The organism is Acidobacteriota bacterium, from assembly GCA_012729555.1.
GTDB lineage: Bacteria > Acidobacteriota > UBA6911 > UBA6911 > UBA6911 > UBA6911.
The window spans coordinates 21,857-44,389 of record JAAYCX010000009.1 but is presented as its reverse complement, the minus strand read 5'-3'; the positions used below and the strand labels follow the sequence as shown (position 1 = coordinate 44,389).

General features: G+C 68.8%; 22 protein-coding genes. 13 read left to right on the top strand and 9 right to left on the bottom strand.

From position 1 onward, the window contains the following. The 6 genes from GXY47_01270 to GXY47_01245 form a co-directional block, all read left to right on the top strand. Positions 1-224 (top strand): NADH-quinone oxidoreductase subunit B (locus tag GXY47_01270; GenBank protein ID NLV29757.1); only part of this gene is annotated, 224 nt, incomplete at its 5' end. A 15-nt stretch (positions 225-239) separates the two neighbouring features. Continuing rightward, positions 240-701 (top strand): hypothetical protein, encoded by a 462-nt coding sequence (locus GXY47_01265; protein ID NLV29756.1) that lies wholly within the window; start codon positions 240-242, stop codon positions 699-701. A 1-nt stretch (position 702) separates the two neighbouring features. Next, positions 703-1,902, top strand: coding sequence for an NADH dehydrogenase subunit (locus GXY47_01260; GenBank protein NLV29755.1), 1,200 nt, complete (start codon positions 703-705; stop codon positions 1,900-1,902). Positions 1,903-1,917: 15 nt separating this feature from the next. Continuing rightward, positions 1,918-2,886: an NADH-quinone oxidoreductase subunit H gene (locus GXY47_01255; GenBank protein ID NLV29754.1), complete on the top strand. Its 969-nt coding sequence runs from the start codon at positions 1,918-1,920 to the stop codon at positions 2,884-2,886. 1 nt (position 2,887) lies between these two features. Beyond that, the gene (locus GXY47_01250) at positions 2,888-3,283 is read left to right on the top strand and encodes a 4Fe-4S dicluster domain-containing protein (protein ID NLV29753.1); all 396 of its coding nucleotides are present in this window, start codon (positions 2,888-2,890) and stop codon (positions 3,281-3,283) included. Positions 3,284-3,300: 17 nt separating this feature from the next. Next, positions 3,301-3,783, top strand: coding sequence for a hydrogenase maturation protease (locus GXY47_01245; GenBank protein NLV29752.1), 483 nt, complete (start codon positions 3,301-3,303; stop codon positions 3,781-3,783). On the opposite strand, the gene selD is transcribed toward GXY47_01245, so the two are convergent. From selD to GXY47_01220, 5 genes are all read right to left on the bottom strand, one after another. Next, a complete protein-coding gene (gene selD, locus GXY47_01240) occupies positions 3,784-4,845 on the bottom strand; it encodes a selenide, water dikinase SelD (protein NLV29751.1) in 1,062 nt (353 codons plus the stop codon). Next, positions 4,842-5,435 (bottom strand): sulfurtransferase-like selenium metabolism protein YedF, encoded by a 594-nt coding sequence (yedF, locus tag GXY47_01235; protein NLV29750.1) that lies wholly within the window; start codon positions 5,433-5,435, stop codon positions 4,842-4,844. Before yedF ends, selD begins: the two co-directional genes overlap by 4 nt. Before the next feature lie 51 nt (positions 5,436-5,486). Then, positions 5,487-5,696, bottom strand: coding sequence for a TOBE domain-containing protein (locus tag GXY47_01230; protein ID NLV29749.1), 210 nt, complete (start codon positions 5,694-5,696; stop codon positions 5,487-5,489). A 511-nt stretch (positions 5,697-6,207) separates the two neighbouring features. Beyond that, on the bottom strand, positions 6,208-7,134 hold the full coding sequence (locus tag GXY47_01225) for a DUF1684 domain-containing protein (GenBank protein ID NLV29748.1): 927 nt from the start codon (positions 7,132-7,134) through the stop codon (positions 6,208-6,210). Then, positions 7,131-8,093 (bottom strand): diguanylate cyclase, encoded by a 963-nt coding sequence (locus tag GXY47_01220; protein ID NLV29747.1) that lies wholly within the window; start codon positions 8,091-8,093, stop codon positions 7,131-7,133. Before GXY47_01220 ends, GXY47_01225 begins: the two co-directional genes overlap by 4 nt. 156 nt (positions 8,094-8,249) lie before the next feature. Here GXY47_01220 and GXY47_01215 point away from each other — a divergent pair, with 156 nt between their 5' ends. Together GXY47_01215 and GXY47_01210 are read left to right on the top strand one after the other, a co-directional pair. Beyond that, positions 8,250-8,858 (top strand): hypothetical protein, encoded by a 609-nt coding sequence (locus tag GXY47_01215; protein NLV29746.1) that lies wholly within the window; start codon positions 8,250-8,252, stop codon positions 8,856-8,858. A gap of 57 nt (positions 8,859-8,915) precedes the next feature. Then, a complete protein-coding gene (locus GXY47_01210; GenBank protein NLV29745.1) occupies positions 8,916-10,274 on the top strand; it encodes an MFS transporter in 1,359 nt (452 codons plus the stop codon). 28 nt (positions 10,275-10,302) lie between these two features. Here GXY47_01210 and GXY47_01205 read toward each other — a convergent pair whose 3' ends face one another. The 3 genes from GXY47_01205 to efp form a co-directional block, all read right to left on the bottom strand. Beyond that, complete coding sequence (locus GXY47_01205) at positions 10,303-11,436, bottom strand: PepSY domain-containing protein (GenBank protein ID NLV29744.1); 1,134 nt, start codon at positions 11,434-11,436, stop codon at positions 10,303-10,305. Between the two features lie 70 nt (positions 11,437-11,506). Beyond that, positions 11,507-12,412, bottom strand: a complete 906-nt coding sequence (locus GXY47_01200; GenBank protein NLV29743.1) for a sulfite exporter TauE/SafE family protein — start codon at positions 12,410-12,412, stop codon at positions 11,507-11,509. Positions 12,413-12,446: 34 nt separating this feature from the next. Then, positions 12,447-13,022 carry an elongation factor P gene (efp, locus tag GXY47_01195; GenBank protein ID NLV29742.1) on the bottom strand — a complete coding sequence of 192 codons (576 nt, stop codon included), beginning with the start codon at positions 13,020-13,022 and terminating at the stop codon, positions 12,447-12,449. A 157-nt stretch (positions 13,023-13,179) separates the two neighbouring features. Here efp and GXY47_01190 point away from each other — a divergent pair, with 157 nt between their 5' ends. Genes GXY47_01190 through GXY47_01170 form a run of 5 tightly spaced genes read left to right on the top strand, consistent with a single transcriptional unit; the run spans position 13,180 to position 20,231 of the window. Continuing rightward, positions 13,180-13,608, top strand: a complete 429-nt coding sequence (locus tag GXY47_01190; GenBank protein NLV29741.1) for a hypothetical protein — start codon at positions 13,180-13,182, stop codon at positions 13,606-13,608. 56 nt (positions 13,609-13,664) lie between these two features. Then, complete coding sequence (locus GXY47_01185; protein ID NLV29740.1) at positions 13,665-14,945, top strand: TolC family protein; 1,281 nt, start codon at positions 13,665-13,667, stop codon at positions 14,943-14,945. A gap of 14 nt (positions 14,946-14,959) precedes the next feature. Then, positions 14,960-16,231 carry an efflux RND transporter periplasmic adaptor subunit gene (locus tag GXY47_01180; protein NLV29739.1) on the top strand — a complete coding sequence of 424 codons (1,272 nt, stop codon included), beginning with the start codon at positions 14,960-14,962 and terminating at the stop codon, positions 16,229-16,231. Between the two features lie 8 nt (positions 16,232-16,239). Further along, positions 16,240-19,392 (top strand): efflux RND transporter permease subunit, encoded by a 3,153-nt coding sequence (locus GXY47_01175; GenBank protein ID NLV29738.1) that lies wholly within the window; start codon positions 16,240-16,242, stop codon positions 19,390-19,392. A gap of 47 nt (positions 19,393-19,439) precedes the next feature. Continuing rightward, positions 19,440-20,231: a xanthine dehydrogenase gene (locus GXY47_01170; protein NLV29737.1), complete on the top strand. Its 792-nt coding sequence runs from the start codon at positions 19,440-19,442 to the stop codon at positions 20,229-20,231. A gap of 18 nt (positions 20,232-20,249) precedes the next feature. Here the strand turns inward: GXY47_01170 and GXY47_01165 are convergent, their stop codons facing one another. Beyond that, positions 20,250-22,424, bottom strand: coding sequence for a glutamine synthetase type III (locus GXY47_01165; GenBank protein NLV29736.1), 2,175 nt, complete (start codon positions 22,422-22,424; stop codon positions 20,250-20,252). Positions 22,425-22,533 lie beyond the last annotated feature (109 nt).

The window sequence follows — 22,533 nt, the reverse complement described above, 5'->3', positions numbered from 1 at the left end:
GGCTCAAGCGCATCTACGACCAGATGCCGGAACCGAAATTCGTTGTCGCGGTCGGCGCATGTGCCTGCAGTGGCGGAGCCTTCCGGGGATGCTATAATGTCCTGGAGGGGATCGACAAGGTCGTCCCGGTGTCCGCCTACATTCCCGGGTGCCCGGTGCGCCCCGAGGCGATCATCGACGGCGTGGCCAAGCTGCTCGGCAGCCTGCAGACTAAATCGGCGTAAAGGGAGGAGATGTCCATGACAGACGATTACGAATCCAGGGTGAGGGAGGCGTTCCCCGATTCCACGGTAACGGCGGGCGCGAAGGGGAGGCTGTGGGTCACCCTGACCCCCGAGCAGCTGATCCCCGCGGTCGGCACCCTGTGGGAGCGTTTTTCGCTCAGGCAGCTGGCCGTCATCGTCGGCGAGGACCTGCGGGACGCCTTCCAGGCGAATTACGTCTTTACCGGCGAGCGGGTGATCATCCTGCAGGTCCGCCTGGACCACGACAAGCCCGAGGTCCCCTCGCTGGCCGGGCGCATCCCGGGGGCGGCGGTGTACGAGCGGGAGATGAAGGACCTGCTCGGCATCGTTCCGGTCGGGCACCCGGACCTGCGGCGCCAGGCGGTCCCCGAGGACTGGCCCGAGGGCGTCTACCCCTTGCGCAAGGACGTGCAGATTCCCCGCCCGGAGGAAGAAGCTGCACAGGAGGGAGCATAGCATGGAAGAATCGGTCTTTCGTTTACCCGTAGGTCCGCAGCACCCGTTCCTCAAGGAGCCGGCGAAATTCGATTTCGACATCCAGGGCGAGGAGATCGTCGGCGCCCGGATGAATTTCGGATACAACCACCGGGGGATCGAGAAAGGGTGCGAGGCCCGGAACTATTACCAGGCCATGTACCTCCTGGAGCGGGTGTGCGGCATCTGTTCGCATTCGCACACCACCGCCTTCGTCCAGGCGGTCGAGGAGATCATGAAGCTCGAGGTCCCCAAACGGGGGCTCTACCTGCGCATGGTGGACTGCGAGCTGGAGAGGCTCCACAGCCACCTCCTCTGGCTCGGGGTCGCCGCCCACGAGGTCGGTTTCGACTCCCTCTTCATGCTGGTCTGGCGCGACCGCGAGCTGGTCATGGACATCCTGGAGAAGATCAGCGGGAACCGGGTCAACTACGCCATCAACACCATCGGCGGGGTGCGGCGCGACATCACCGACGCGCAGCGCAAGGAGATCCTGGGCATCCTGAAGACGCTCCGGCAGCGGCTCGATTACTACGCCAAGATCGGCACCAACGAGCCGAGCTTCGTCGCCCGGATCCAGGGGGTGGGCACCCTGTCGGCCGAGCGGGCGGCGGAGATGTGCGCCGTGGGGCCGTTCGCCCGGGCGAGCAACGTGGCGACCGACGTCCGGAAGAACGACCCGTACGCCTGCTACGCCGAAATGGACTTCAAGCTGGTCACCTCCGACCTCTGCGACATCATGGGGCGCGTCATCGTGCGCGTTTACGAGATGATCGAGTCGTGCAACATCATCGAGCAGCTGCTCGATACCATGCCCGAGGGGGAGATCGCCCTGGCCAAGGTGTCGCGCCGGGTTCCCGAGGGGGCCGCGTTGAGCCGCTACGAGGCGCCCCGCGGCGAGGACGTCCACTTCGTCCGCAGCAACGGCACCGACAAGCCGGAGAGGGTGCGGGTGCGCGCCCCCACGCTGGCGAACCTGGAGGCTGCCACGGAATCGGTGATCGGCGCCTATGTCGCCGACATCCCGATCGCCATCGCCTCGATCGATCCCTGCTTTTCCTGCACCGACCGCATGGCCATCGTGCTGCGCGACCGGAAGAAGGGGGTCCAGGTGACGACGTGGGAGGATCTGCGCCGCCGCGGCATCGAATGGTACGGCAAGAACAAGGGAATTCGTTTCTGATTCATGGGGGATCGGATGGACGTCGTCAAACCGCTGCTCTATATCCTGGTGTTCCCCGGTTTTCTCTTCCAGTTCGTCTTTTCGACCTACCTGGAGTGGATGGACCGGAAATTCTACGCGCGCATGCAGAACCGCCGGGGGCCGCTCTACACGGGCTACGCCGGGCTGCTTCAGCCGGTGGCCGATATCCTGAAGCTCTTCTTCAAGGAGGATATCGTGCCGGCCCGGGCCGACCGCTTCATGTTCAGCCTCATGCCGATCCTGGGGCTGGCGGCCGTGGTCACCGCCGGGCTCTACCTGCCGGTCTGGCTCTTCACCCCCTACAACTCCTTCGAGGGGGACCTGATCGTGGTGCTGTACCTGCTCTCCCTCCCCTCGCTGGTGCTCTTTCTGGCCGGGTGGTTTTCGGTCAGTCCCTACAGCCTGATCGGTGCGACGCGGGTGCTGACGCAGCTGTTCGCCTACGAGGTCCCCTTCTTCCTGGCCCTGCTGACCCCGGCCGTGGTCGCCGGGAGCTGGCAGATCCGGACGATCGCGGTCTACCCCTGGACCAGCGGCTCCTGGTGGGTGATCGGGATCCAGCTCCTGGCCTTCCTGGTGGCGCTCCTGACGCTGCAGGCGAAGCTGGAGCGGGTGCCCTTCGACATCCCCGAGGCGGAAACGGAAGTGGTGGGCGGGCCGCTCACCGAGTACAGCGGGAAAAAACTGGCGATGTTCCGCATCCAGAAGGACATCCTCATGCTGGTGGGGTCGGCCTTCATCGCCGCCCTCTTTCTGGGCGGGTTCCCCGGGGGGCTCTGGATCGGCGGGCTGTGGCTGCTGGTCAAGACTTCGATCGTCGTGTTTCTGCTCAGCGTGATCCGCGCCTCCTTCGCCCGGATCCGCATCGACCAGATCGTGACCTTCAGCTGGAAGTACCTCGCGCCCGCGAGCCTGGTCCAGCTCCTGGTCGTGCTCATCCTCAAAGGAAACGGAGTTTTATAGCATGTTGAAGGCAGGCATCTTCATTCCCGAACTTCTGGGGAACCTGGGGAACGCCCCGGCCACCCGCGAATATCCTTTTGTCAAGACGCCGGTCCCGCCGGGATTCCGGGGCACCCCGCGCCTGCGGCCGGGCCTCTGCGTCGGGTGCAAGGCGTGCGTGCGCGACTGCACGGCGGAGGCGATCGAGATCGTGCAGATCCCCCCCGACCCCAACGCGCCGCCTCCGGAACCGGGGACGAAGAACGCCGGTAAGAAGTTCAAGATGATCCTCTACCTCGACCGCTGCGTGCACTGCGCCCGCTGCGCCGATGTCTGCCCCAAGGACGCCATCTACCTCGACGAGGAGTACGAAATGGCGAACTTCACCCGGGACGCCCTGCGCCTGGAGATGGAATAGCCGGGGCGCCCGTCTTCATGAGAGGTGCCGCGCTTTCCGACATCCTGCGCGTCCGCCCGCTCCTCCTCCTGGGGATGGGGAACCCCCTGCGGGGGGACGACGCGATCGGCCACGCCCTGGCCGAGGCGCTCGAGCCGGAAAGCGGGGACGGATTCCGCGCCCGCGCGGTCGGGGTCTCCATCGAGAACGCGCTCCGGTGGGTGCGCGAGGAGTCGGGCGGGACGGTGCTCGTGGCCGACGCCGTCTTCGACGAGGCCCTCCCCGAAGGGGAGTGGGCCCTCTACCCGGCCGAACGGCTCGATTCGGTCTGCCACACGGCCCACTCCGTGCCGCTCTCTCTCCTCTTCTCCTTCTGGAAAAACGAGGTCCCGGGCCTCGGGGTCCACTTTCTCGGGATCGGCATCCGCTCGAGCGAGGAGCTGGCCCCCCTATCCCCCAGGCTTCAGAAAACCCTCGAGTCCCTGACGGCGCTCTGCCGTGCGGCGCTCGGTCCCCGGTAGCTACACCCCGATCTCGATGCCGGAGCCTTCCCCGACCTCCCCGACGATCCAGAAGGGGTGCCGGGCCGCGGCGAAGAGCGCCCGCGCCCGCTCGATCCGGTCGGGGGGGACGGCCGCGAGCAGGCCCCCGGAGGTTTCCGGGGTGAAGAGGAGTTCGCGCATCTCTTCCGGGACGCCGGGGGTGAAGTCCACCCCGCCGCCGTAGCATTTCCGGTTCCGGCCCGAGCCGCCCGGGAAGAGCCACTCCGCGGCGTACTCCCGCGCCCCGGGCAGGAAGGGGAGGTGTTCGAGCGAAAACCGGAGCCGCACGCCGCTCTTTTCGGCCATTTCCGATCCGTGCCCGAGCAGGGCGAAGCCGGTGATGTCGGTGGCCGCGCGAATCCCGGTCTCCATGAGCAGCCGGGCGGCCCCGCGGTTGAGCTTCTTCATGCTCTCCACCGCACCGGCGACATGCGCGGGGTCGGCCGCGTCGGCCTTGCCGGCGGTGGTGATGATGCCCACCCCCAGCGGCTTGGTCAGGACGAGGACATCGCCCGGCCGGGCGGCCGCCTTGGTCCAGAAGCGCTCCGGGTGGACCCGCCCGAGCACCGAGAGCCCGTATTTCGGTTCGCGGTCGTCGACGGTGTGGCCGCCGGCGATCACCCCGCCCGCCTCGCGCACTTTTTCCGCACCCCCGCGCAGGACCCCGGTGATCACCTCCGGCTCGAGGCCGCAGGGGAAGCCGCAGATGTTGAGCGCGAGGATGACCTCCCCCCCCATGGCATAGACGTCGCTCATGGAGTTGGCCGCGGCGATCGCCCCGTAGTCGTAGGGGTCGTCCACGATCGGGGTGAAAAAATCGAGCGTCTGGATCAGCGCTAGCTCGTCGCTGATTTTATAGACGGCCGCGTCGTCGCTGATGTCGAGCCCGACCAGCAGGTCGGGATGGTCTTTCGCCAGGAAGATGCCGGCGAGCGGGCGCAGCACCTGCGCCAGGGTCTCGGGACCCATTTTGGCCGCTCAACCGGCCGCCGTCGTCAGCTGCGTGAGCCGGATCGGCTCTTCAGGGTTCCCGGGGCTCATACGCTCACCACCTTCCCGGCGCCGAGCAGGGTCTCGGCGATCGAATACATGTTGGAAACCTCGCCCACGGCCACCTTGTCCTTCAGTTCGTAATGTCCCAGGCAGGTCCCGCAGATCAGGAGCCGGACCCCCCCCTCCTCGAGGTCGCGCAGATCCTCGAGCACGGGGGACCCTTCCACGGCGAGCTTGACGCCGCTGTTGTAAAACACGAGGACGTCGGGCCGCGGCTCCACCTCCCCCAGGGTGTGAAAAAACGCCCGGATCAGGATGTTGCCCAGGACGTCGTCCCCCCGCCCCATGAATTCGCTCGCGACGGAGACGACCAGCGGTCCCCCCGCAGGCAGGGTGCCCGGCGCGATCCGGGCCTGCTCCGCCGCTTCCCCCTCCCGGGTGATGCTGAGGTAGATCCCGTCCTCCCGCTCTTCGGCCTGGACGCGGCACCCTTGCTTTTCCGCCATCCGGGTGACGTTCTGCCGCGCCGTTTCGCCGTCGACGATGGCCGTCACCCGGTTCTCTTCCGCGATCGCCTTCTTCGTCAGCAGCACCGGCTGCGGACACGCGAGGCCACGCGCATCGATCACTCTGGACATACCTTCCCCCTGCTTTGAACCTCTTCCCGAACGCCTGCGCGGATCCGGGACCTATTCCTTCACGGGCAGCACGTGAATGGCCTTGACCACCAATGTCACGGTGTCGCCGACCTTGAGGCCCATCTCCTCGACCGACTCGGTGGTGATGACCGAGGCCATCCCCTGCGGGGCCGTGGCCTCGAATTTGACGAGCGACATGATGTTGTCGCTCTGGATGGAGGTGACCTTCGCCTGCAGCTTGTTGCGCGCTCCTGTTTTCATCGGGGGTTCTCCCTTTCGTTTAATAGACTCGTACGCTTTGATTTATGCCATTGTGGCCCCGCTCCCCGCAACGGTCAATCCCAGGGGAAGGAAGATTTTCCGGACCCTGCAGCACCTTGCTCACGGAGCCGTCCCGGGCCTTTGCGGGCTTCGCGGCTGGAAGGATCAGCGCCAGCAGGAACGCTCCGGGCAGCAGGAACGCAAGCGGTCTTCGACGGGGACAGACAGGCGGACGGAAATTTGTCGGCATGGGGTTCTCCCTCCAGGATCGGCGGCAGAGGCATGGCCGCCGGTTCCCGTCGGGAGGGGCTAGGAGGGAAGAGAAAACCCGGGTGCCCTGTCCGGACGGGCGGCCGGTCGGCCGGCTCTGCGGATGCGCATCGGTTGCACGCCGTGCAATCGATGCCGGGTTCAGGTTTTTCTCTGGTACGGTTTCATCACACTCCTCGCTCCCACTCTACCACAGGGGCGGCCAAAAATGGAACAGGGCTTCCCCCGGCCGGCATGGGGGCTAGTGATAATGCGCGTCCATCTCCCCCGCGCGCACCGGCACGGTGAGGGTGTTGGCCTTCGGCGGCACCGGGCAGTTGTAGAACTCCGAGACGGCGCAGGCCGGGTTGTAGGCCTGGTTGAAATCCAGGAGGTAGTTTCCGTTCTCGAGCGGCACCGCGTCGACGTAGCGGCCGAGGGAATAGGTTTCGCGGCCGCTGGTGGCGTCGCGGAAGTAGATGCCGAGGATTTCCCCGCCGCTTCCCGGCTCCAGGAGGCGGGTGGCCTCGAGGCGGCACTCCTCTCCCCCGGCGGAGAAACGGAACCAGCCGGCGCGCTCCGCCGTCCGGCGGTGGCCGCGGGTGGAAAGGATGACGGTTTTTTCGGCCGCCGGGTCGCGCTCGAGCGGCAGTTCGTAGCGCCAGGCGAGGTCGACCGGAAACCACCGGAGTCCCTTGTACGCGGCGAAGCGGGGGCTCTCCGGATCGAAGACGATCAGGGCGGGGAAGCGCTGGTGCGACAACCGCAGGTGGAAGCGCCCGGCCTGGATGTAGGCGGGGCCGGTGACCCCCTCGCGCATCTCCCTGTCCCCGAGCCGGAACCGGGCGCCGTCGTCGAGCGCCTCGACCCGGAAGAGGTCCCCCTCGACGGTGATCCTGAGATGGCGCGGCCGGATTGCCGCGTCCTTGAGGGTCAGGTCCGCGGCCGGGTCGCTTCCCACGGTCAGGGACCCTTTCCCGCCGAAATCCACCCGGTCGACGGCGGCCAGGTAGGAGCGGGGGCTCGCGCGCAGCCACTCGAGGGTTTCGGCGCGTTCCCGCTCGATCTCCCCGATGACCGATTGCGCCGCCGCGGGGTCGAGCGGGACCGGCTGCGCCGCCGGTTCCCGCCCGGAACGGGCGCAGCCCGCCAGGGCAAGAACGGCCAGGATAGGCAGGATCTTCTTCATGGATACGGGTCTCCGTTTTCGGGTCCGCCCGGCGGCAGACCCCTGTTTTCAAGGCTGCAGACCTGATTCTTCCCCGACCGCTTGGCCTCGTACAGCATCCGGTCCGCACGAGCCACCAGGCTCTCGGGGGTGTCCCCGGGCCGGGCTTCGGCGCACCCGACGGAGAGGGTGACCGCCAGCGGCAGGTCCCCGTCGAGCGAGGAGTGCGCCACCAGCATGCGCAAGCGCTCCCCCGCCTCGTGGAGCGCGCCGCGGTCGGCGCCGGCGACGACGGCCACGAACTCCTCCCCCCCCCAGCGGCCGACCAGGTCGAAGGAGCGCGCCCCGGCCTCGAGCGTCCGCCCCACCAGCCGCAGCACCCGGTCCCCGGTCTCGTGCCCGTAGGTGTCGTTGACCGCCTTGAAATCGTCGATGTCCATCATCAGCACCCCGAAGCCCCAGCCGTTGCGCCGCAGCTCCTCCAGGCGCGAGCGGAGGGCCGACTCGGCCCGGCGGCGGTTGGCGATCCCGGTCAGGTGGTCGAGCAGCGCCAGCCGCTCCATCCGCTCCAGGTGCTCGGCCGCCCGGCGCGCGGCGGTGTTGTCGTTGAACACCTCGACCGCCCCGGTGACGGCGCCGCCGGCGTCCCGGATGGGAAAAACGCGCACGCGCACCGGGACGCGGTGGCCCTCCCGGTGGTGGAGATACACGTCGGCCTCGCGCGGCTCGCCGTCCTCGAGGGTGGCGGCAAGCGGGCAGTGCCCGAGGCAGAGCCGGGTGCCCGCGTCGTCGATGTGGACCAGCAGGTTGTCCATGCAGCGGCGGCCGACCACTTCGGCGCGCCCGTACCCGGTCAGGGCCTCCGCCCCCCGGTTCCAGTAGGCGATGCGGCGCTCGCGGTCGGTGAAGTAGACGCCGTCGGCGATCGCCTCGAGCAGGTCGTGGTACAGGTTCGGGGGAACATCGGGTGTCTGGGCCATGCCGCATTATGCCATCGCCGGGGCGGGATGCAAGACTCCCCCGGCGGGCGCCCCTGTCGATTGAGCTTGTCGCCGGACCCGATTCATCATACAAATGGAGGAGAGCCGGACGGGCCTCGTGCCCGCCCGGCCTTGGATTTTCAACGGGAGGAATGAATGGAAAGAAGGACCTTCTTGAACGTGGGGCTTGCGGGACTGGGAACGCTGGCGGTGGCCGGCCCGGCCGCCGCGCACTTCATCCCCATGCCGTCTGATGAGAAATGGGCCGTGATCTTCGGGACCTGGTACGGGACGGCGCGCGACGCCGCCGTCTGGGTCTCGGAAGGGATGGGGGGGATCGCCCCCGTCTTCGACGCGCGGCAGGCGCCGGCCGACCTCGGCAGCTTCGACCACCTCGTGATCGGGACCGCGATCCAGGGGGGGAAGGGGCCGAAGGCGCTCGAGGACTACCTCAAGGCCCACGCGTCCCAGGTCAAGGCGAAGACCCGGGGGCTGTTCGCGGTGTGCGGCAACCTGGGGAAGCAGCCGGGGCCGCAGCAGGTCAAGGACTATGTCGAGGGCTACCTCGGCGGGATCACGGGGGCGGGGGCCGTCCCCGGTGCCATCTTCGGCGGGCGCATCACGCGGGCGCTGATGGAGCCGGACCAGTACAAGATGGTGACCGAGCTCTACGCGCGGATGGGGGGGCCGAAGGACGATTTCGACAACCTCTCCCGCGTGGCGTGCATGAAATTCGGGGCCGGAATCCGTCCCCCCCGGGCGTAGTTTTGCTTCAGGGGGCGCCGGGGCCGGGCCCGGCGCCCCCAGGACAGGATCACGGGAGTGGCTGCTGACATCGACGTCGGTCGACTGATCGACGACTCCAGGCTGAACCGGGTCTCCGTGAGCGTCATCCTGCTGTGCGGGCTCGTCATGCTCATGGACGGGTACGACTACACGATCATCACGGTCGCGGCCCCCGTGATCATGAAGGAGTGGGGCGTCGGGCCCGGGGCCTTCAGCTGGGCCTTCTCCGCCGCATTTTTCGGCTACCTGTTCGGGGCCGTCGGCTTCGGCGTCCTCTCCGACCGGATCGGGCGCAAGCGCACCCTCATGCTCGCCTCCTGCGTCTTCAGCACCGGGACGCTGCTGGTCTATTTCTCCCATTCGCTCGAGAGCCTCATCGCCATCCGGGTCTTCACCGGGATCGGCATCGGCGGGGCCGTCCCCTGCGCCATCACCCTGACGAGCGAGTACTCCCCCCTGAAAGGGAGGGGGAAGTACGTCTCGGTCATGTATTCGGGTTTCCTCGTCGGCATCGTCCTCGGGGGGTATCTCGCGGGCTTCATGCTCGAGCGCCTCGGCTGGCGCCCCCTCTTCCTGGTCGGTTTCTTCGCCCCGCTCGCGGCGATCGTGCTGGTCGGGCTCAAGCTCCCCGAATCGGCCCGCTGGCTGGCCGCGCGGCCGCAGGGGGAGCGGGAGCGGCGCACGCTCTCGCGGCTGGTCGCGAAGATCCGGCCCGGCGTCGTCCTCACCGGGGAGGCGCGCTTCGTCTCCGCGGGCTCGGGCGGCGCCAGGGGCGCCCTGCGGGAGCTGTTCGCCGGCCGGCTTCGGTGGGTCACCCCGGCCCTGTGGGCCTATTACCTGGTCAGCTCCATCGCGGTTTTCTTCATCGGCTCCTGGTCCCCCCAGCTCCTGGTCCTGAAGGGGTTCGGGGCATCGACGGCGGCCTACATCACCGGGAGCATCAACGTCCTGGTCGCCGCGGGCTGCCTCCTGAGCGGGTTCTACTTCGACCGGTTCGGCTTCCGCAGCGGGGCCTGGCTCCACGCCGTCGCCGCCGCGGCCGTCCTCGTCACCGGGGGGATGCAGTCGGCCGGCTTCGTCCTCCTGCTGATGGCGAGCGCGTTCTTCATCAACTCCGCCCACATGGCCGTCACCATCCTCGCCCCCATCGTCTACCCGCCCGGCTGCCGGAACAAGGGGGCCGGGGCCGCCGTCGCCGCCGGCCGGATCGGCGCCATCCTCGGCCCCCCGATCGGGGGGTACCTGCTCGATACCAGCCTGCCGATGGAGACCCTGCTCGGGGTGGCCGCCATCCCTCTTGCCGCCGCCGCCCTCCTCTGCTGGCTGGCCGGGAGGCAGTACGACTTCCACTTCGCCCCGCTCTACTCCCGCAAGCCGCCTTCCGACGGCGCCTGAGCGGGCGGGCGGCTCCGGGCGCGGCGCTTCAGTTCCTGCGCCCGAGCCAGGCGGCGTAGCGGCGCAACGCCAGGGCGAAGCCGGTCCAGACCAGGACCAGCCCGGCCAGGGAGGCGATCCCGGCGACGGTCTGCCCCGCGAGGCCGTAGTACTCCCCGGTGTGGACGAAACGCATCCAGATCCGCGCCCGCACCCCGCGGTCCATCCCGGCGAAGTGTTCCGTCTTGAGGATCTTCCCCGATTCCCGGTCGGCCGTCACCGTGGAGCGCAGCTGCGGCTGCCCCCCGTACCCCTCTTCGACCGCGAGGGAAAGGGTGGCGGCTTCCGGCGCGGGGAGATCGAGATTCAGCGTCTTCCACCCGGGGACCCGTTCGCGGACGGATCTGATGGCGGCGTCGGCGCCCTCGAGCCGAAGGGGCGCCTCGAGGGCGCCTGGCGGGGGGGCGGGAGCCCCCCGGCGCGCGGGCATCGACATCGTGCTCCCCGCGAACTGGAACACCAGCCGGCTGGCCCACGCGTAGGAGATGACCACCCCGCTGAGGATAATCAGGACCAGGGGGACCAGGCACCAGAAGCCGAAGACGTTGTGCCAGTTGCCGTCCCGCGCCTTTCCCCCGATCCCTGTGCGGAACCAGAGGAGGGGGCGAAGCGCCGCGCGCTTCCAGCGCCGGGGCCACCAGAGGTAGAGGCCGCCGAGGGCCAGGAAGAGGAAGAGGAGGTTGCCGGCCCCGGTCGCGGCGCGCCCCCAGCGGAGGTTGTCGCCCGAGAGGGCCAGCCAGCGGTGCCACCCGGTCATGACCCGGAAGAAGGAGCGCACCCCCGTCGCCCCGGGCCCCAGGACCTCCCCGGTGTACGGGTTGACGAAGATCGTCCCGCCCGGCGCCGCGGTCACGCTCGCGGGCATGTCGGGGTCGGAGGAGAGCGACAGGGCGACGGGCACCCGGCCGGGCTCTGCCCGGCGGAAGCGCTCGACCAGTTCCGAGGCGGGGAGCGGATCGGCGCCCGCCGGCCGCTCGACGCGGCACGCCCGCTTGTCCGCCCAGGCGGTCAGCTGCTTCTGGTAGGTCAGGGCCACCCCGGTGGCCGACATGATGAAGATGAGGATTCCGGCGGCGATGCCGCAGACGAGATGGATCCAGAACAGGGTTTTGCGCAAAGTCATGTCCTTCCCTCCGAAAAACGGAATACGCAACGGGCGGTAAATGTTCCAGGATATTTCCCCCGGCCCGGCGCTATCCGAAGGCGCCGGCCAGGTATTTCAGGGCGACCGCGAAGACGATCAGGCCGAGCAGGAGCTTCAGCCGGAAGGCGGGGATGCGCCGCTGCATGCGGGCGCCCAGGTAGGTGCCCGCCAGCCCCCCCAGCCCGAAAAGGGCGCCCAGCAGCCAGTCGGGGGTGATGACGAGGTCGGGGTGGAAGGGGGCGGCCAGGGCGTAGAAGAGGACGCCGGCCACGGAGGAAGCCAGGGTGCCCACCAGGGTGGCGCCGGCTATGGTGTGGACCGGGAGGCGGTAGAAGGAGACCAGGAAGGGGGCGATGATGGCCCCGCCGCCGATCCCGTAGATGCTCCCGACGATGCCTACCACGAAGGAGAGGAGAAAGAGGCTCCGGAAACCGCAGTGGTACTCCTCCTCCTGGAATCGGTAGGAGAGCGCGGGCCAGGAGACGGAGAGGAGTTCCACGTTGAAGTCTCCGTTGCCGCCTGCGGGCCGCCCGGCGGCCCCCTTCCGGCGGAGCCCCAGCAGCAGCCGGGCGCCGATGTAGAGCATCACGCAGCCGACGAAGACCCGGAAGCGGGCCGGGTCGGGGAGCCAGTGCAGCCGGACGAGGCCGCCGATGACGACGCCCGGGAGGGTGCCGAGGACGACGACGCCCGCCAGGGGCCAGAGGAGGCGCCTCTCCCGCAGGAAGCGGAAAATCCCCCCCGGGGTGGAGACGATGTTGTAGACCAGGTTGGTCGCGCTGACGGCGGGGCTCGCGAACCCCAGCACGCTGATCTGGAAGGGGAGGAGGAGGAAGGCGCCCGTGATCCCGGCCGTGGAGGTGACGGCCGAGACGCAGAAGGCCACCAGCGGCGGGAGCCAGAGCCAGGTATGCACGCCCGAGACGGGGAAGGTGAAGGGCTCGAGAAGGCTCACGGGTTTCGGTCCTCGGGATGCATCCGGCCCCCTTTCAGGCGCGCGAGGCGAACTCCCCCGTCTGGGTGCTGACGCGCACCCGCTCCCCCTCCTTGATGAAGAGAGGGACGCGGATCTCGAGTCCCGTCTCCAGGGTGGCGGGCTTGGTCGCCCCGCCCGACCCCGCGTCGGAGCGCCCCCCCGGCTCGGTCGCGGTCACCGTCAGTTCGACGAAGGGGGGGAGCTCCACCGCGATCGCGTTGCCGTTGTACTTGAGCACCTGGAGCGACAGCCCCTCGGTGAGGTAGTTCCGGTCGTCCCCCAGCTGCTCCGGGGTGAAGGCGAACTGCTCGTAGGTGGCCTCGTCCATGAAGTGGCACTGCTCCCCGTCGGCGTACATGTAGGAGGCCGGGGCCATGGTAACGTCCGCCTCGGCGAACTTTTCGCCGGTCCGGAAGGTCTTTTCCATGACCGCGTCCGTGATCAGGTTGCGCAACTTCGTGCGCACCATGGTCGAGGCGCCGCGCGCGCTCGGCGAGGCGAAGAAGACCTCGAGGACGGCGCACGGCTGGTTGTCCACCGTGATGAACATCTTGCGCTTGAGTTCGTTCGCTCCGATCAGGGCCATGATGATGTTTCCTCCCGCGCCGGTGAACCGGCGGGATCATGAAAGCCATAAAGATATGACAATTCCGCGCTCGCGTAAACTCCCGACTATATACCGCGGATCGAATTTTGGTCTGGATCGCTACGCCGCCGTTTTCTATCATGGTAGGCAGGGTGGATATATGAAATCGATCGTCGGGGTATCGGGAATCGGGTCGGGCGGCAGGCTCCTGCTGGTCGTCACCGCCCTGCTCCTGGCGCTTCCGACCTCCTTCGCCGTTCTCTGCATCGCCCCGGGCAGCCATATCGCAATGGAGAAACCGGGAGAGGAGTGCTGCGCATCCGGGGAACATGCCCAGGCCGGTGCGCTCTTTCCAGGGGGTGGATCCCCGTCCGCCGTCGGGCGGCCCGGCTGCACCGATCTCTATCTGCTGACCGGGGAACCGGGCAGGATCGAGAGGCCCGGGGCGCCCGCGGCCCTTGCGGCCTTCGCCGCCGAGGCCGCCCTGGTTCCCCCGCCCGCGGCCCCCGGCGGCGGCCGGAGGCTCCCCGCACCGCCGGACGCTCCCGGGCTTTCCTGCCCCCCGTCGGCCCTCCCCCTGCTCTGCTAGAAACCTCCCCCCGTCCGCCTCCCCCCCCGATCCCTCTCTTGATTCAGGAGTCTGAGATGTTCATCAAACGCGCGTGCCTCGGCACCCTCTTCTGCATCGCCGGACTGGCGGCTTCCCCCGCATGGCCCCGGGAGATCCCCCGGACTCTGACCCTGGAGGATGCCGTCCGCCTGGCCGTCGAACGAAACCCCGGACTCGCCGCGGCCCGGGAAGGGCTCCGGGTTCTCGAAGGGGACCGGATCGCGGCGGGGAAGAGGCCGAATCCCCTGCTCGGCTTCGAGGCCGAGGACTACCCCATCGCCTCCCATCCGGGTCCGCTGCTCGAGAACCTGTCGCTGACGCTGCGGCTCGATTTCGAGATCGAAAGGGGGGACCGGCGACGCTGGCGCACGGAGGCGGCGGACCATGCGGTCGCGGCCGGACGCCTTGATTACGAGGACAGCGTGCGGCTGCTGCGGCTCGAGGTCGCGCGGGTCTTCGCCGATGCGGTGCTGGCGCAGGCGGACCTGGCGGCGTCCCGGTCGCTCCTCGATCGGACCGAAGGGGTGATTTCGCTGAACCGGGTGCGGCTGGAGCAGGGGGAAATCTCGCTGATCGAGTTGCACCGCATCGAGGCGGAAAAGCTGCGTTACCGGGACGAGGCCTTTCGGGCGGAGCTCCTGCTGCGCAACGCCAAAAGCGCCCTGATGACGTTGCTCTCCGCCCCGGCATCGGCTCCGGAGCCCGAAATCGTGGGTGCGCTCGACGAGGTGCGCGCCGGGGCGGCGCCCGGTCGGCTGCCCGAGGCCTCCCTGCCGGAGCTGGTCCGGATCGCCCGGGAGCGCCGCCCGGATTTCCGGATGGGGCGCCGGGAGGAACAGCGGGCCGCGGCCGAGGCGCAGCTGGAGCGCTCGCTTCGATCCCCGAACATCACGGTGGGGGGAGGGTACCGGCGCAACGACGTGGACCACAGCTTCGTGCTGGGGGTGAGCCTGCCGCTCAGGCTCTTCGACCGGAACGAGGGGGGGATCCTCCGGGCGGAGGCAGGGCGGGCGCGGGCGGAGCACCTCGCGGCCGCCAGGAGCGGGCAGGTCGAGCTGGAGGTGCGGCAGGCTGCGAACGCGGCCGCGGTTCACCGCGCGAGGGTGGACTACATCCGCCGGGAGCACCTCGTCAAGGCGGAGGAATCGGGGCGTGTCACCCTGGCGGCCTACAACCTGGGCGGGGCCACCCTCATTGACTACCTCGACGCGCAGAGGACCTACTACGACACGCTCCGGCTCTATCACCAGGCGCTCCACGACGAGCGCGTCAGCCTGCACGAACTGGCGGCTGCCACGGGGACGGGGGGCGAATGATGGAGGGGAACGGCATGAAGCAGAACGGAACCGCCGGCTGGATCCGAAGCCTGGTCCCCCTGGCGATAGGCCTGGCGCTGGGGGCTTTCCTCTATTCCCGGTTTTCCGGGGGCGGGCCGCCGGGCGCGCCCGGGGAGCATCGGGCCCCGGAGGCCTCTCACGGGGCGGAAGAAGGGGAAAGGGTCCGCATTGCGGCGGATGTGCAGCGGGAGATGGGGATCGAGCTCGAAGCCGCCGCCGTCCGGACGGTCCGGGATGTCCTGGCCGTGACGGGGACGGTCCGGGAGGACCCCGGGCGGGTGGCCCACATCCGTCCCCTGGCCGGTGGTCTCATCCGGGAGGTGCATGTCCAGCTCGGCGACCGCGTCGCCGCCGGGGATCCGCTGCTGGCCTACGACAACATCGACCTGGGGCGGGCGCTGGGGGAGTACCTGTCGGTCCACTCCGAGCTGCGGAGGGCCCTGGCGGATATCGGGGTGAAGGAGACGATCCTCGAGCGGAGCCGGGAGATGCTGGCCGTGGGAGCGATCGCCCGCACCGCCTTCGACCTTAGGGAGGCCGAGCTTCGGGATGCCCGGGCCCGGGCGGAGGGAGCGCGGGCCCGGGCGGCCGCGCTCTCGGCCGAGATCCGCCGCTTCGGGTGGACCGACCGGCGGATCGCCGACCTGGAATCGGGCCGGGCCCTGTCCCCCTCGGCGTCGCACAGCGTTCTGGCCGCCCCCATCGCCGGAACCGTTACGGCACTTCACGCCTCGGTGGGGGAAACGGTGGACCCCTCGACCGAGCTGGTGACGATCGCCGACCTCTCGTCCCTCTGGGTCCTGGCCGACGTGTTCGAAAAGGACCTGGCGCAGGTCCGGCCCGGCAAGCCGGTGCGGGTCAGGGTGGCGGCCTATCCCGGCAGGACCTTCGGCGGGACCGTCGTCTCCGTCGACGACATCCTCGACCCCGGGACGCGCACCGTGAAGGTGCGCTGCCGCGTCCCCAACCGCGACGCGCTGCTGAAGGTGCAGATGTTCGCCGACGTCCGGATTCCGGTCGATCGCATGACCTCCGTCCTGGCGGTGAGGGACGACGCGCTGCAGCGGATCGACGGCTCCACCGTCGTTTTCGTCGGAGTCACCGAAACGGAATTCGAGCGCCGCCCGGTGCGGACCGGGATCGCGAGCGGGGGATTCACGGAAATCGTGGCGGGGCTCGCCGCCGGGGAGCGGGTGGTGAGCCGGGGGAGCTTCGTGGTCAAGAGCGCCTTTCTGAAGGACCTCATCGAGGCGCACGAGCACTAGGGGGGGCGATGCTGGAACGGGTGATCGGGTGGACGTTGAAGCAGAGGGGACTCGTGCTCCTGGGGGTCGCGCTGCTGGCGGTCTTCGGGGTGCATGCGGGCATGAACCTGCCGATGGACGCCTTTCCCGACGTCACCAACGTGCAGGTGGAGATCCTGGGCGACGCCCCGGGCCTTTCGGCGCTGGAGGTCGAGCGCTTCGTCACCTACCCGGTGGAGAGCGCCCTGCGGGGGCTCCCGGGTGTCGTGCAGATGCGGTCGGTGACCAAGTTCGGCCTCTCGGTGGTGACCCTGGTGTTCGCCGACGACGTCGACATCTACTTCGCGCGTCAACTGGTCTTCGAGCGCCTCGAGGAGGCCAGGGCCGGCATGCCCGGGAGCGTGTCGGTCGGCATGGGCCCGATCGCCACGGCGATGGGGGAGATTTACCAGTACACCCTCCAGGGTCCGGCGCCCTCGGACCCGGCCGGGCGGGTCCGGCGCCTGACCGAACTGCGCACCCTTCAGGAATGGGTCGTCGCGCCGCTGCTCAAGGGGGTGGCGGGCGTCAGCGAGATCAACTCCTTCGGGGGCTATTTCAAGCAGTACCAGGTGCTGGTCGATCCCGCGAAGCTGGTGGCCCACGACCTGTCTCTCGATGCGGTGCGCCGCGCCATCGAGCGGAACAACCGGAACGCGGGGGGCGGGACCCTCGACCGTTTCGACGAGCAGTATATCGTGCGCGGCGTCGGGTTGTTGCGGAGCGTGGAGGATATCGGAAACATCGTCCTGGCCGCGCACCGCGGTACCCCGGTCTCGATCAGGGACGTCGCCGAGGTGCGGGTGGGAGAGGCGGTCCGCCAGGGGGCCGCGCTGCTCGGCGGCGAGGGGGAGACCGTGGGGGGCATCGTCATGATGCTCCGGGGAGAAAACGGCCGGGAGGTGGTGGGGCGCGTCAAGGCGAAGGTGAGGGAGATCAACGAGAGCGGCATCCTTCCCGCCGGGGTCCGCCTGGCCCCCTATTACGACCGGTCCGACATGGTGTCCGCCAGCGTCGGCACCGTGACCCGTGCGCTCGCGGAAGGGTCGGCGCTGGTCCTGGTCGTTCTCTTCCTGCTCCTCGGCAGCCTGCGCAGCGCGGCCGTCGTCATCCTCGCGCTCCCCCTTTCGCTCCTGCTCACCTTCATCGTCATGCGGCAGGCGGGGATCGACGCCAACCTCATGTCGCTCGGGGGGCTGGCGATTTCGATCGGGATGATCATCGACGCGACCATCATCCAGGTCGAAAACGTCCAGCGCCGCCTCGGCGAAAACCCGGGACCCGGGGCGCGTCACCGGACCGTATTGAAGGCGGTGCTGGAAGTGCGCAAGCCCAGCATCTTCGGCGAACTCATCATCGCGACCACCTTCCTGCCGATCCTTTCCCTGCAGGGGCTGGAAGGGAAGATGTTCGGCCCCCTGGCGCTCACGGTCGTCGTCGCGCTGCTGGCCTCCCTCCTCCTGTCGATCTTCGTCATTCCCGCGATGTGCGCGCTGGTTTTGCGCCCCGGACCGGAGAAGGAGAGCGCCGTGATGCGGGGGGCGGGGGCGGTATACGAACCGCTGCTCGGCTGGGCCCTGCGCCGTAAGCGCTGGATCCTCTCCGGGGCCTGCGCGGCGCTGCTCGCGGCCGTGTTCCTCTCGTTGCGGCTCGGGACGGAATTCATCCCGGTGATGGACGAAGGGGCCTTCGATATGGATGTGCAGCTCATGCCCGGAATCACCCTGGACAAGGCCCTCGACATCACCGGGCTGGTCCATGAGCGGCTCCGGGCGTTTCCCGAGCTGACCACCCTCATATCGAGGACCGGACAGACGGGGATCGCGCTCGAGGCGCGCGGCGTGGACAAAACGGGTTTCACCGGGATGCTCAAGCCCCGGTCGGAGTGGGAGACGGCTTCCAGCCGCGCGGAGTTGACCGGGAGAATGCGGGCCGCCCTCTCCGGAATCCCGGGGATGGACTTCAGCTTCAGCCAGCCCATCCAGTGCCGGATCGACGAACTGGTCGCCGGCACCCGCGCGCAGTTGATCGTGAAGCTCTTCGGGGAGGACCTGGAGATCCTCGAGGCCAAGGCCGGGGAGATCGGCGCCGTGCTGGGAGGGATCCCGGGGACCGCCGACCTGGTCGTCGAAAGGATCGACGGACAGCCTTACCTTTCGATCGACATCGACCGGGGGGCGATCGCACGGCACGCCCTGGACGCCGGCGACGTGCTCGGCATCGTGGAAATGTCGGTCGCCGGGATGTCGGCGGGAACCCTGTACGAGGAAAACCGGGCGTTCGACGTGGTGGTCCGGTATCCGGGCCGGTACCGCGAGTCGGCGGCCGCCATCGGCAACGCCCTGGTGCCCGCCCCGGGGGGTTACAACCTGCCCCTCAGCCAGCTGGCCGCCATCTCGGTGGCGCCGGGGCCGGTGCAGATCAGCCGGGAAAACGGGTTGCGCCGGATCGGTGTCGAGGTCAACATCCATGGCCGCGACATCGGCTCCTACGTGGCCGAGGCCCGGGAGGCGATCCGGGAGAAGGTGGTTTTGCCGCCCGGGTTCCATACCAGCTGGGGCGGGCAGTTTGAAAACCAGCAGCGGGCCATGCGCCGGATGATGATCGTCGGCCCGCTGGGCGTGGGGCTGATCCTGTTCCTGCTGTTCGTGACCTTCGGGTCCGTCCGCCTGGCGCTCCTGGTGCTCTGCAACCTCCCCTTCGCCCTCATCGGGGGGGTCTTCGGCTTGCAGCTCGCGGGCCTCTACCTGTCGGTCCCCGCCTCGATCGGTTTCATCGTCCTGTTCGGCGTGGCGGTACTCAACGGGGTCGTCCTCGTGTCGCGCATCACGCAGCTGCGGCAGGCGGGGCTCTCGGTGGAGGAGGCCGTTTTCAGTGGAAGCCGCTCCCGGCTCCGGCCTGTGTTGATGACGGCCTCGATCGCCATTTTCAGCCTGATCCCGATGCTGGCCGCGGCCGGTCCCGGCTCCGAGGTCCAGCGGCCGCTGGCGGTCGTGGTGGTCGGCGGACTGGTGACCTCGACCGTCCTCACCCTCGTCCTGCTGCCGGCGCTCTACGGGTGGTTCGCGCGCGGGCCGCGGGAAGGGCCTCTACCTTCCGGGGGGAACCATTTCCCTTCGATTTCGGGAACGAAGCTTCTATGATAGCAGGGCGGGGCCGGGCGCGGCGCGATACCGTTCGGGGAGGGATCATGGAGGGGACGGTGCTGGTGCGGGGGAGCGGGGACGTGGCGTCGGCCGTGGCCCACCTCTTTTTCCGGGAAGGTTACAAAATTGTAATGCACGACGTCGAGCGTCCCGCGGCCACGCGGCGCGCCATGGCATTCTGCGACGCCTTCTTCGACGGGGAGGCGGTCCTCGAGGGGGTCGCCGCCCGGATGCGCCGGACGCTCGCGGAGATCGCGGCGGCCGCGGACACGCACGGGGAAGTGGTGGTCACGACGCTCGAGCTGGGGGAGCTGCTCCGGGGGCTCCGCCCCGGGGTCCTCGTCGACGCGCGCATGCGCAAGCACGTGCAGCCCGAGGTCCAGATCGGCCTCGCCCCCTTCACCGTCGGCCTGGGACCCGGGTTCACCGCCGGGGAGACGGTCGACGTCGCGGTCGAGACGGGGTGGGGCGACGACCTCGGCAGGGTGATCCGCCGCGGCGGGACGCGGACGCTCGCGGGGGAGCCGCAGACGATCGCGGGGCACGCGCGCGACCGCTACGTCTATGCCCCGGCGGCGGGGGCTTTCCGGACGGCGCTCGCCATCGGGGAGATGGTGACGGCGGGGCAGGAGGTCGCCCGCATCGGGGACGAGGTGCTGCGCGCCCCGATCGACGGGGCGCTGCGCGGGCTGACACGCGACGGGGCGAGGGTGGGGGTGAGGGCGAAGGTGATCGAGGTGGACCCGCGCGGGGCGGAGGCGCCGATCCGCGGCATAGGGGAGCGGCCCGGGCGGATCGCCCGGGGGGCGCTCGAGGCGGTGCGGGGCCGGAGCTGAGGCTCCGGCCCCCTTCCCCTATTTGATGAACAGCATCTCCTGGTAGGTCGGCAGCGACCAGATCTCGTCCGACACCAGGCACTCGAGCCGGTCGGCGATCTCCCGGACGGCGGCCATGGCGGGTACAATTTTGTCGCGCGCATGGACCGCGTGGTCCAGGGTGGAGCCCTCCACCGGCTCCGCGAGCGTCTTTTCCAGTTCCTGCATGGCTTCCTGCAACTCCTTCACCTGTTCATTCAGCTCGTCGAGGGTGGAGGTGCAGTGGGTCTTGCCCAGCTGCTCGAGCGCCAGCGCCGTCGTGGCCAGCTGGTGCTGGTACTGGACCGCCATCGGGAAGACCATGGTCCGGGCGATCATCCGCGTGAGCCGGCTTTCCACCGCGATGTCCTTCACGTACCGCTCCAGGTAGATTTCGTGGCGGCTCTCCATCTCGCGCGGCGAGAGGACGTGGTATTTCGCCATGAGCTCCACGTTCTTGCCGTCGGCCAGCGCCGCCAGGGCGTCCACGGAATTGGAGAGGTTCGGAAGGCCGCGCCGGGCGGCCTCCTTCTGCCAGGATTCGCAGTAGTTGTCGCCGTTGAAGATGATGGCCCCGTGGTCCCGCACGATCTGCTGGAGCACTTCCTGGACCGCGGCGCTGAGCCCGGCCGCGTCCCCGCCGGTCTTTTTCTCGAGGGCCGATGCGATGTACTCGAGCGAATCGGCCATGATCGTGTTCAAGGCGACCAGCGGCCCCGATACGCTCTGGCTCGAACCGACCGCCCGGAACTCGAACTTGTTGCCGGTGAAGGCGAAGGGGCTGGTGCGGTTGCGGTCCCCGGCGTCCTTGGGGAAGGCCGGGAGCGTGTCCACCCCCACGTTCAGGTAGCCCGGTTCCTTGGACCGGCTCGCCCCGCCGTTGGCGATCTGTTCGAAGATGTCGGTCAGCTGTTCCCCCAGGTAGACCGAGATGATGGCCGGGGGCGCCTCGTTGGCCCCCAGGCGATGGTCGTTGCCCGAGTGCGCCACGGTGGCCCGCAGCAGGTCCCCGTAGAGGTGGACCGCCCGGATGGCGGCGGCGCAGAAGACCAGGAACTGCATGTTGCTGTGGGGCGTGGTGCCGGGCTCCAGGAGGTTGGCGCTCGAGGTGCCGAGCGACCAGTTCAGGTGCTTGCCCGAGCCGTTGATGCCGGCGAAGGGCTTCTCGTGGAGCAGACACGCCATGCCGTACTTGAGCGCCACGCGCTGCAGCGTGCGCATCATGAGGTACTGGTGGTCGGTCGCCAGGTTGGCGTTCTCGTACACGGGCGCGATTTCGTACTGGGCCGGGGCGACCTCATTGTGCCGCGTTTTGACGGGGACTCCCAGCTTGTACAGCTCCTGCTCGGTCTCCAGCATGCAGGCCAGGACCCGCTCCGGGATGGCGCCGAAATACTGGTCCTCCAGCTCCTGCCCCTTCGGGGGCTTGGCCCCGAACAGGGTGCGGCCGGCGGTGACCAGGTCGGGCCGGGCGAAGTAGAAATTCCGGTCGATGAGGAAGTACTCCTGCTCGCACCCGGCGGTCGAAAACACCAGGCCGGGGTCGGCGTCGCCGAAGAGCTTCAGGATCCGCCGGGCCTCGAGGTTCAGCGCCTGCATGGAGCGGAGCAGCGGCGTTTTCTTGTCGAGCGCCTCTCCCGTCCAGGAGCAGAAGACCGTCGGGATGCACAGGGTGGTTCCGTTCGGGTTCTCCAGGATGTAGGCCGGGCTGGTGATGTCCCAGGCCGTGTAGCCGCGGGCCTCGAACGTCGCCCGCAGCCCGCCCGAGGGGAAGCTCGAGGCGTCCGGCTCCCCCTGGATCAGCTGTTTCGCCGAAAACTCGGCCAGCACGCCCCCCTTGCCGTCCGGCTCCAGGAAGCTGTCGTGCTTCTCGGCCGTCAGCCCCGTCAGCGGGTAAAACACGTGGGCGTAATGGGTGGCCCCTTTTTCGATGGCCCAGTCCCGCATGGCCACGGCCACGGCGTCCGCCACGGAGATGTCCAGTTTTTCCCCCTGGTCGATCGTCCGGCGCATCGCCTGGTACACCTGCTTGGGCAAACGCTCCTTCATGACGGCGTCGCTGAAGACGTTGACGCCGAAGAGGTCCTTCGAGGGCGTTTCCGAAAAACTCAGCGGTTTCTCAATAGGCTTGTAGCTGGTGACGGCGGCGATCGCATTCAGGCGCGAAATACTCATCGGTTTCCTTCCCTTTCTTGGTCCGGCCCGCCGCCGGAAGCGATGCTTCTCGGCGCGGGGAAGAACAGATCCCGTTCAGATCCTTCGAGGGGGATACATGCAACTTGAA

Excerpts from the sequence above, each read along its gene's own strand:
- GXY47_01265 (NLV29756.1), top strand. The coding sequence starts at position 240 with ATGACAGACGATTACGAATCCAGGGTGAGGGAGGCGTTCCCCGATTCC.
- GXY47_01260 (NLV29755.1), top strand. The coding sequence starts at position 703 with ATGGAAGAATCGGTCTTTCGTTTACCCGTAGGTCCGCAGCACCCGTTC.
- GXY47_01255 (NLV29754.1), top strand. The coding sequence starts at position 1,918 with ATGGACGTCGTCAAACCGCTGCTCTATATCCTGGTGTTCCCCGGTTTT.
- GXY47_01250 (NLV29753.1), top strand. The coding sequence starts at position 2,888 with ATGTTGAAGGCAGGCATCTTCATTCCCGAACTTCTGGGGAACCTGGGG.
- GXY47_01245 (NLV29752.1), top strand. The coding sequence starts at position 3,301 with ATGAGAGGTGCCGCGCTTTCCGACATCCTGCGCGTCCGCCCGCTCCTC.
- yedF (NLV29750.1), bottom strand. The coding sequence starts at position 5,435 with ATGTCCAGAGTGATCGATGCGCGTGGCCTCGCGTGTCCGCAGCCGGTG.
- GXY47_01230 (NLV29749.1), bottom strand. The coding sequence starts at position 5,696 with ATGAAAACAGGAGCGCGCAACAAGCTGCAGGCGAAGGTCACCTCCATC.
- GXY47_01225 (NLV29748.1), bottom strand. The coding sequence starts at position 7,134 with ATGAAGAAGATCCTGCCTATCCTGGCCGTTCTTGCCCTGGCGGGCTGC.
- GXY47_01220 (NLV29747.1), bottom strand. The coding sequence starts at position 8,093 with ATGGCCCAGACACCCGATGTTCCCCCGAACCTGTACCACGACCTGCTC.
- GXY47_01215 (NLV29746.1), top strand. The coding sequence starts at position 8,250 with ATGGAAAGAAGGACCTTCTTGAACGTGGGGCTTGCGGGACTGGGAACG.
- GXY47_01205 (NLV29744.1), bottom strand. The coding sequence starts at position 11,436 with ATGACTTTGCGCAAAACCCTGTTCTGGATCCATCTCGTCTGCGGCATC.
- GXY47_01190 (NLV29741.1), top strand. The coding sequence starts at position 13,180 with ATGAAATCGATCGTCGGGGTATCGGGAATCGGGTCGGGCGGCAGGCTC.
- GXY47_01185 (NLV29740.1), top strand. The coding sequence starts at position 13,665 with ATGTTCATCAAACGCGCGTGCCTCGGCACCCTCTTCTGCATCGCCGGA.
- GXY47_01180 (NLV29739.1), top strand. The coding sequence starts at position 14,960 with ATGAAGCAGAACGGAACCGCCGGCTGGATCCGAAGCCTGGTCCCCCTG.
- GXY47_01175 (NLV29738.1), top strand. The coding sequence starts at position 16,240 with ATGCTGGAACGGGTGATCGGGTGGACGTTGAAGCAGAGGGGACTCGTG.
- GXY47_01170 (NLV29737.1), top strand. The coding sequence starts at position 19,440 with ATGGAGGGGACGGTGCTGGTGCGGGGGAGCGGGGACGTGGCGTCGGCC.
- GXY47_01165 (NLV29736.1), bottom strand. The coding sequence starts at position 22,424 with ATGAGTATTTCGCGCCTGAATGCGATCGCCGCCGTCACCAGCTACAAG.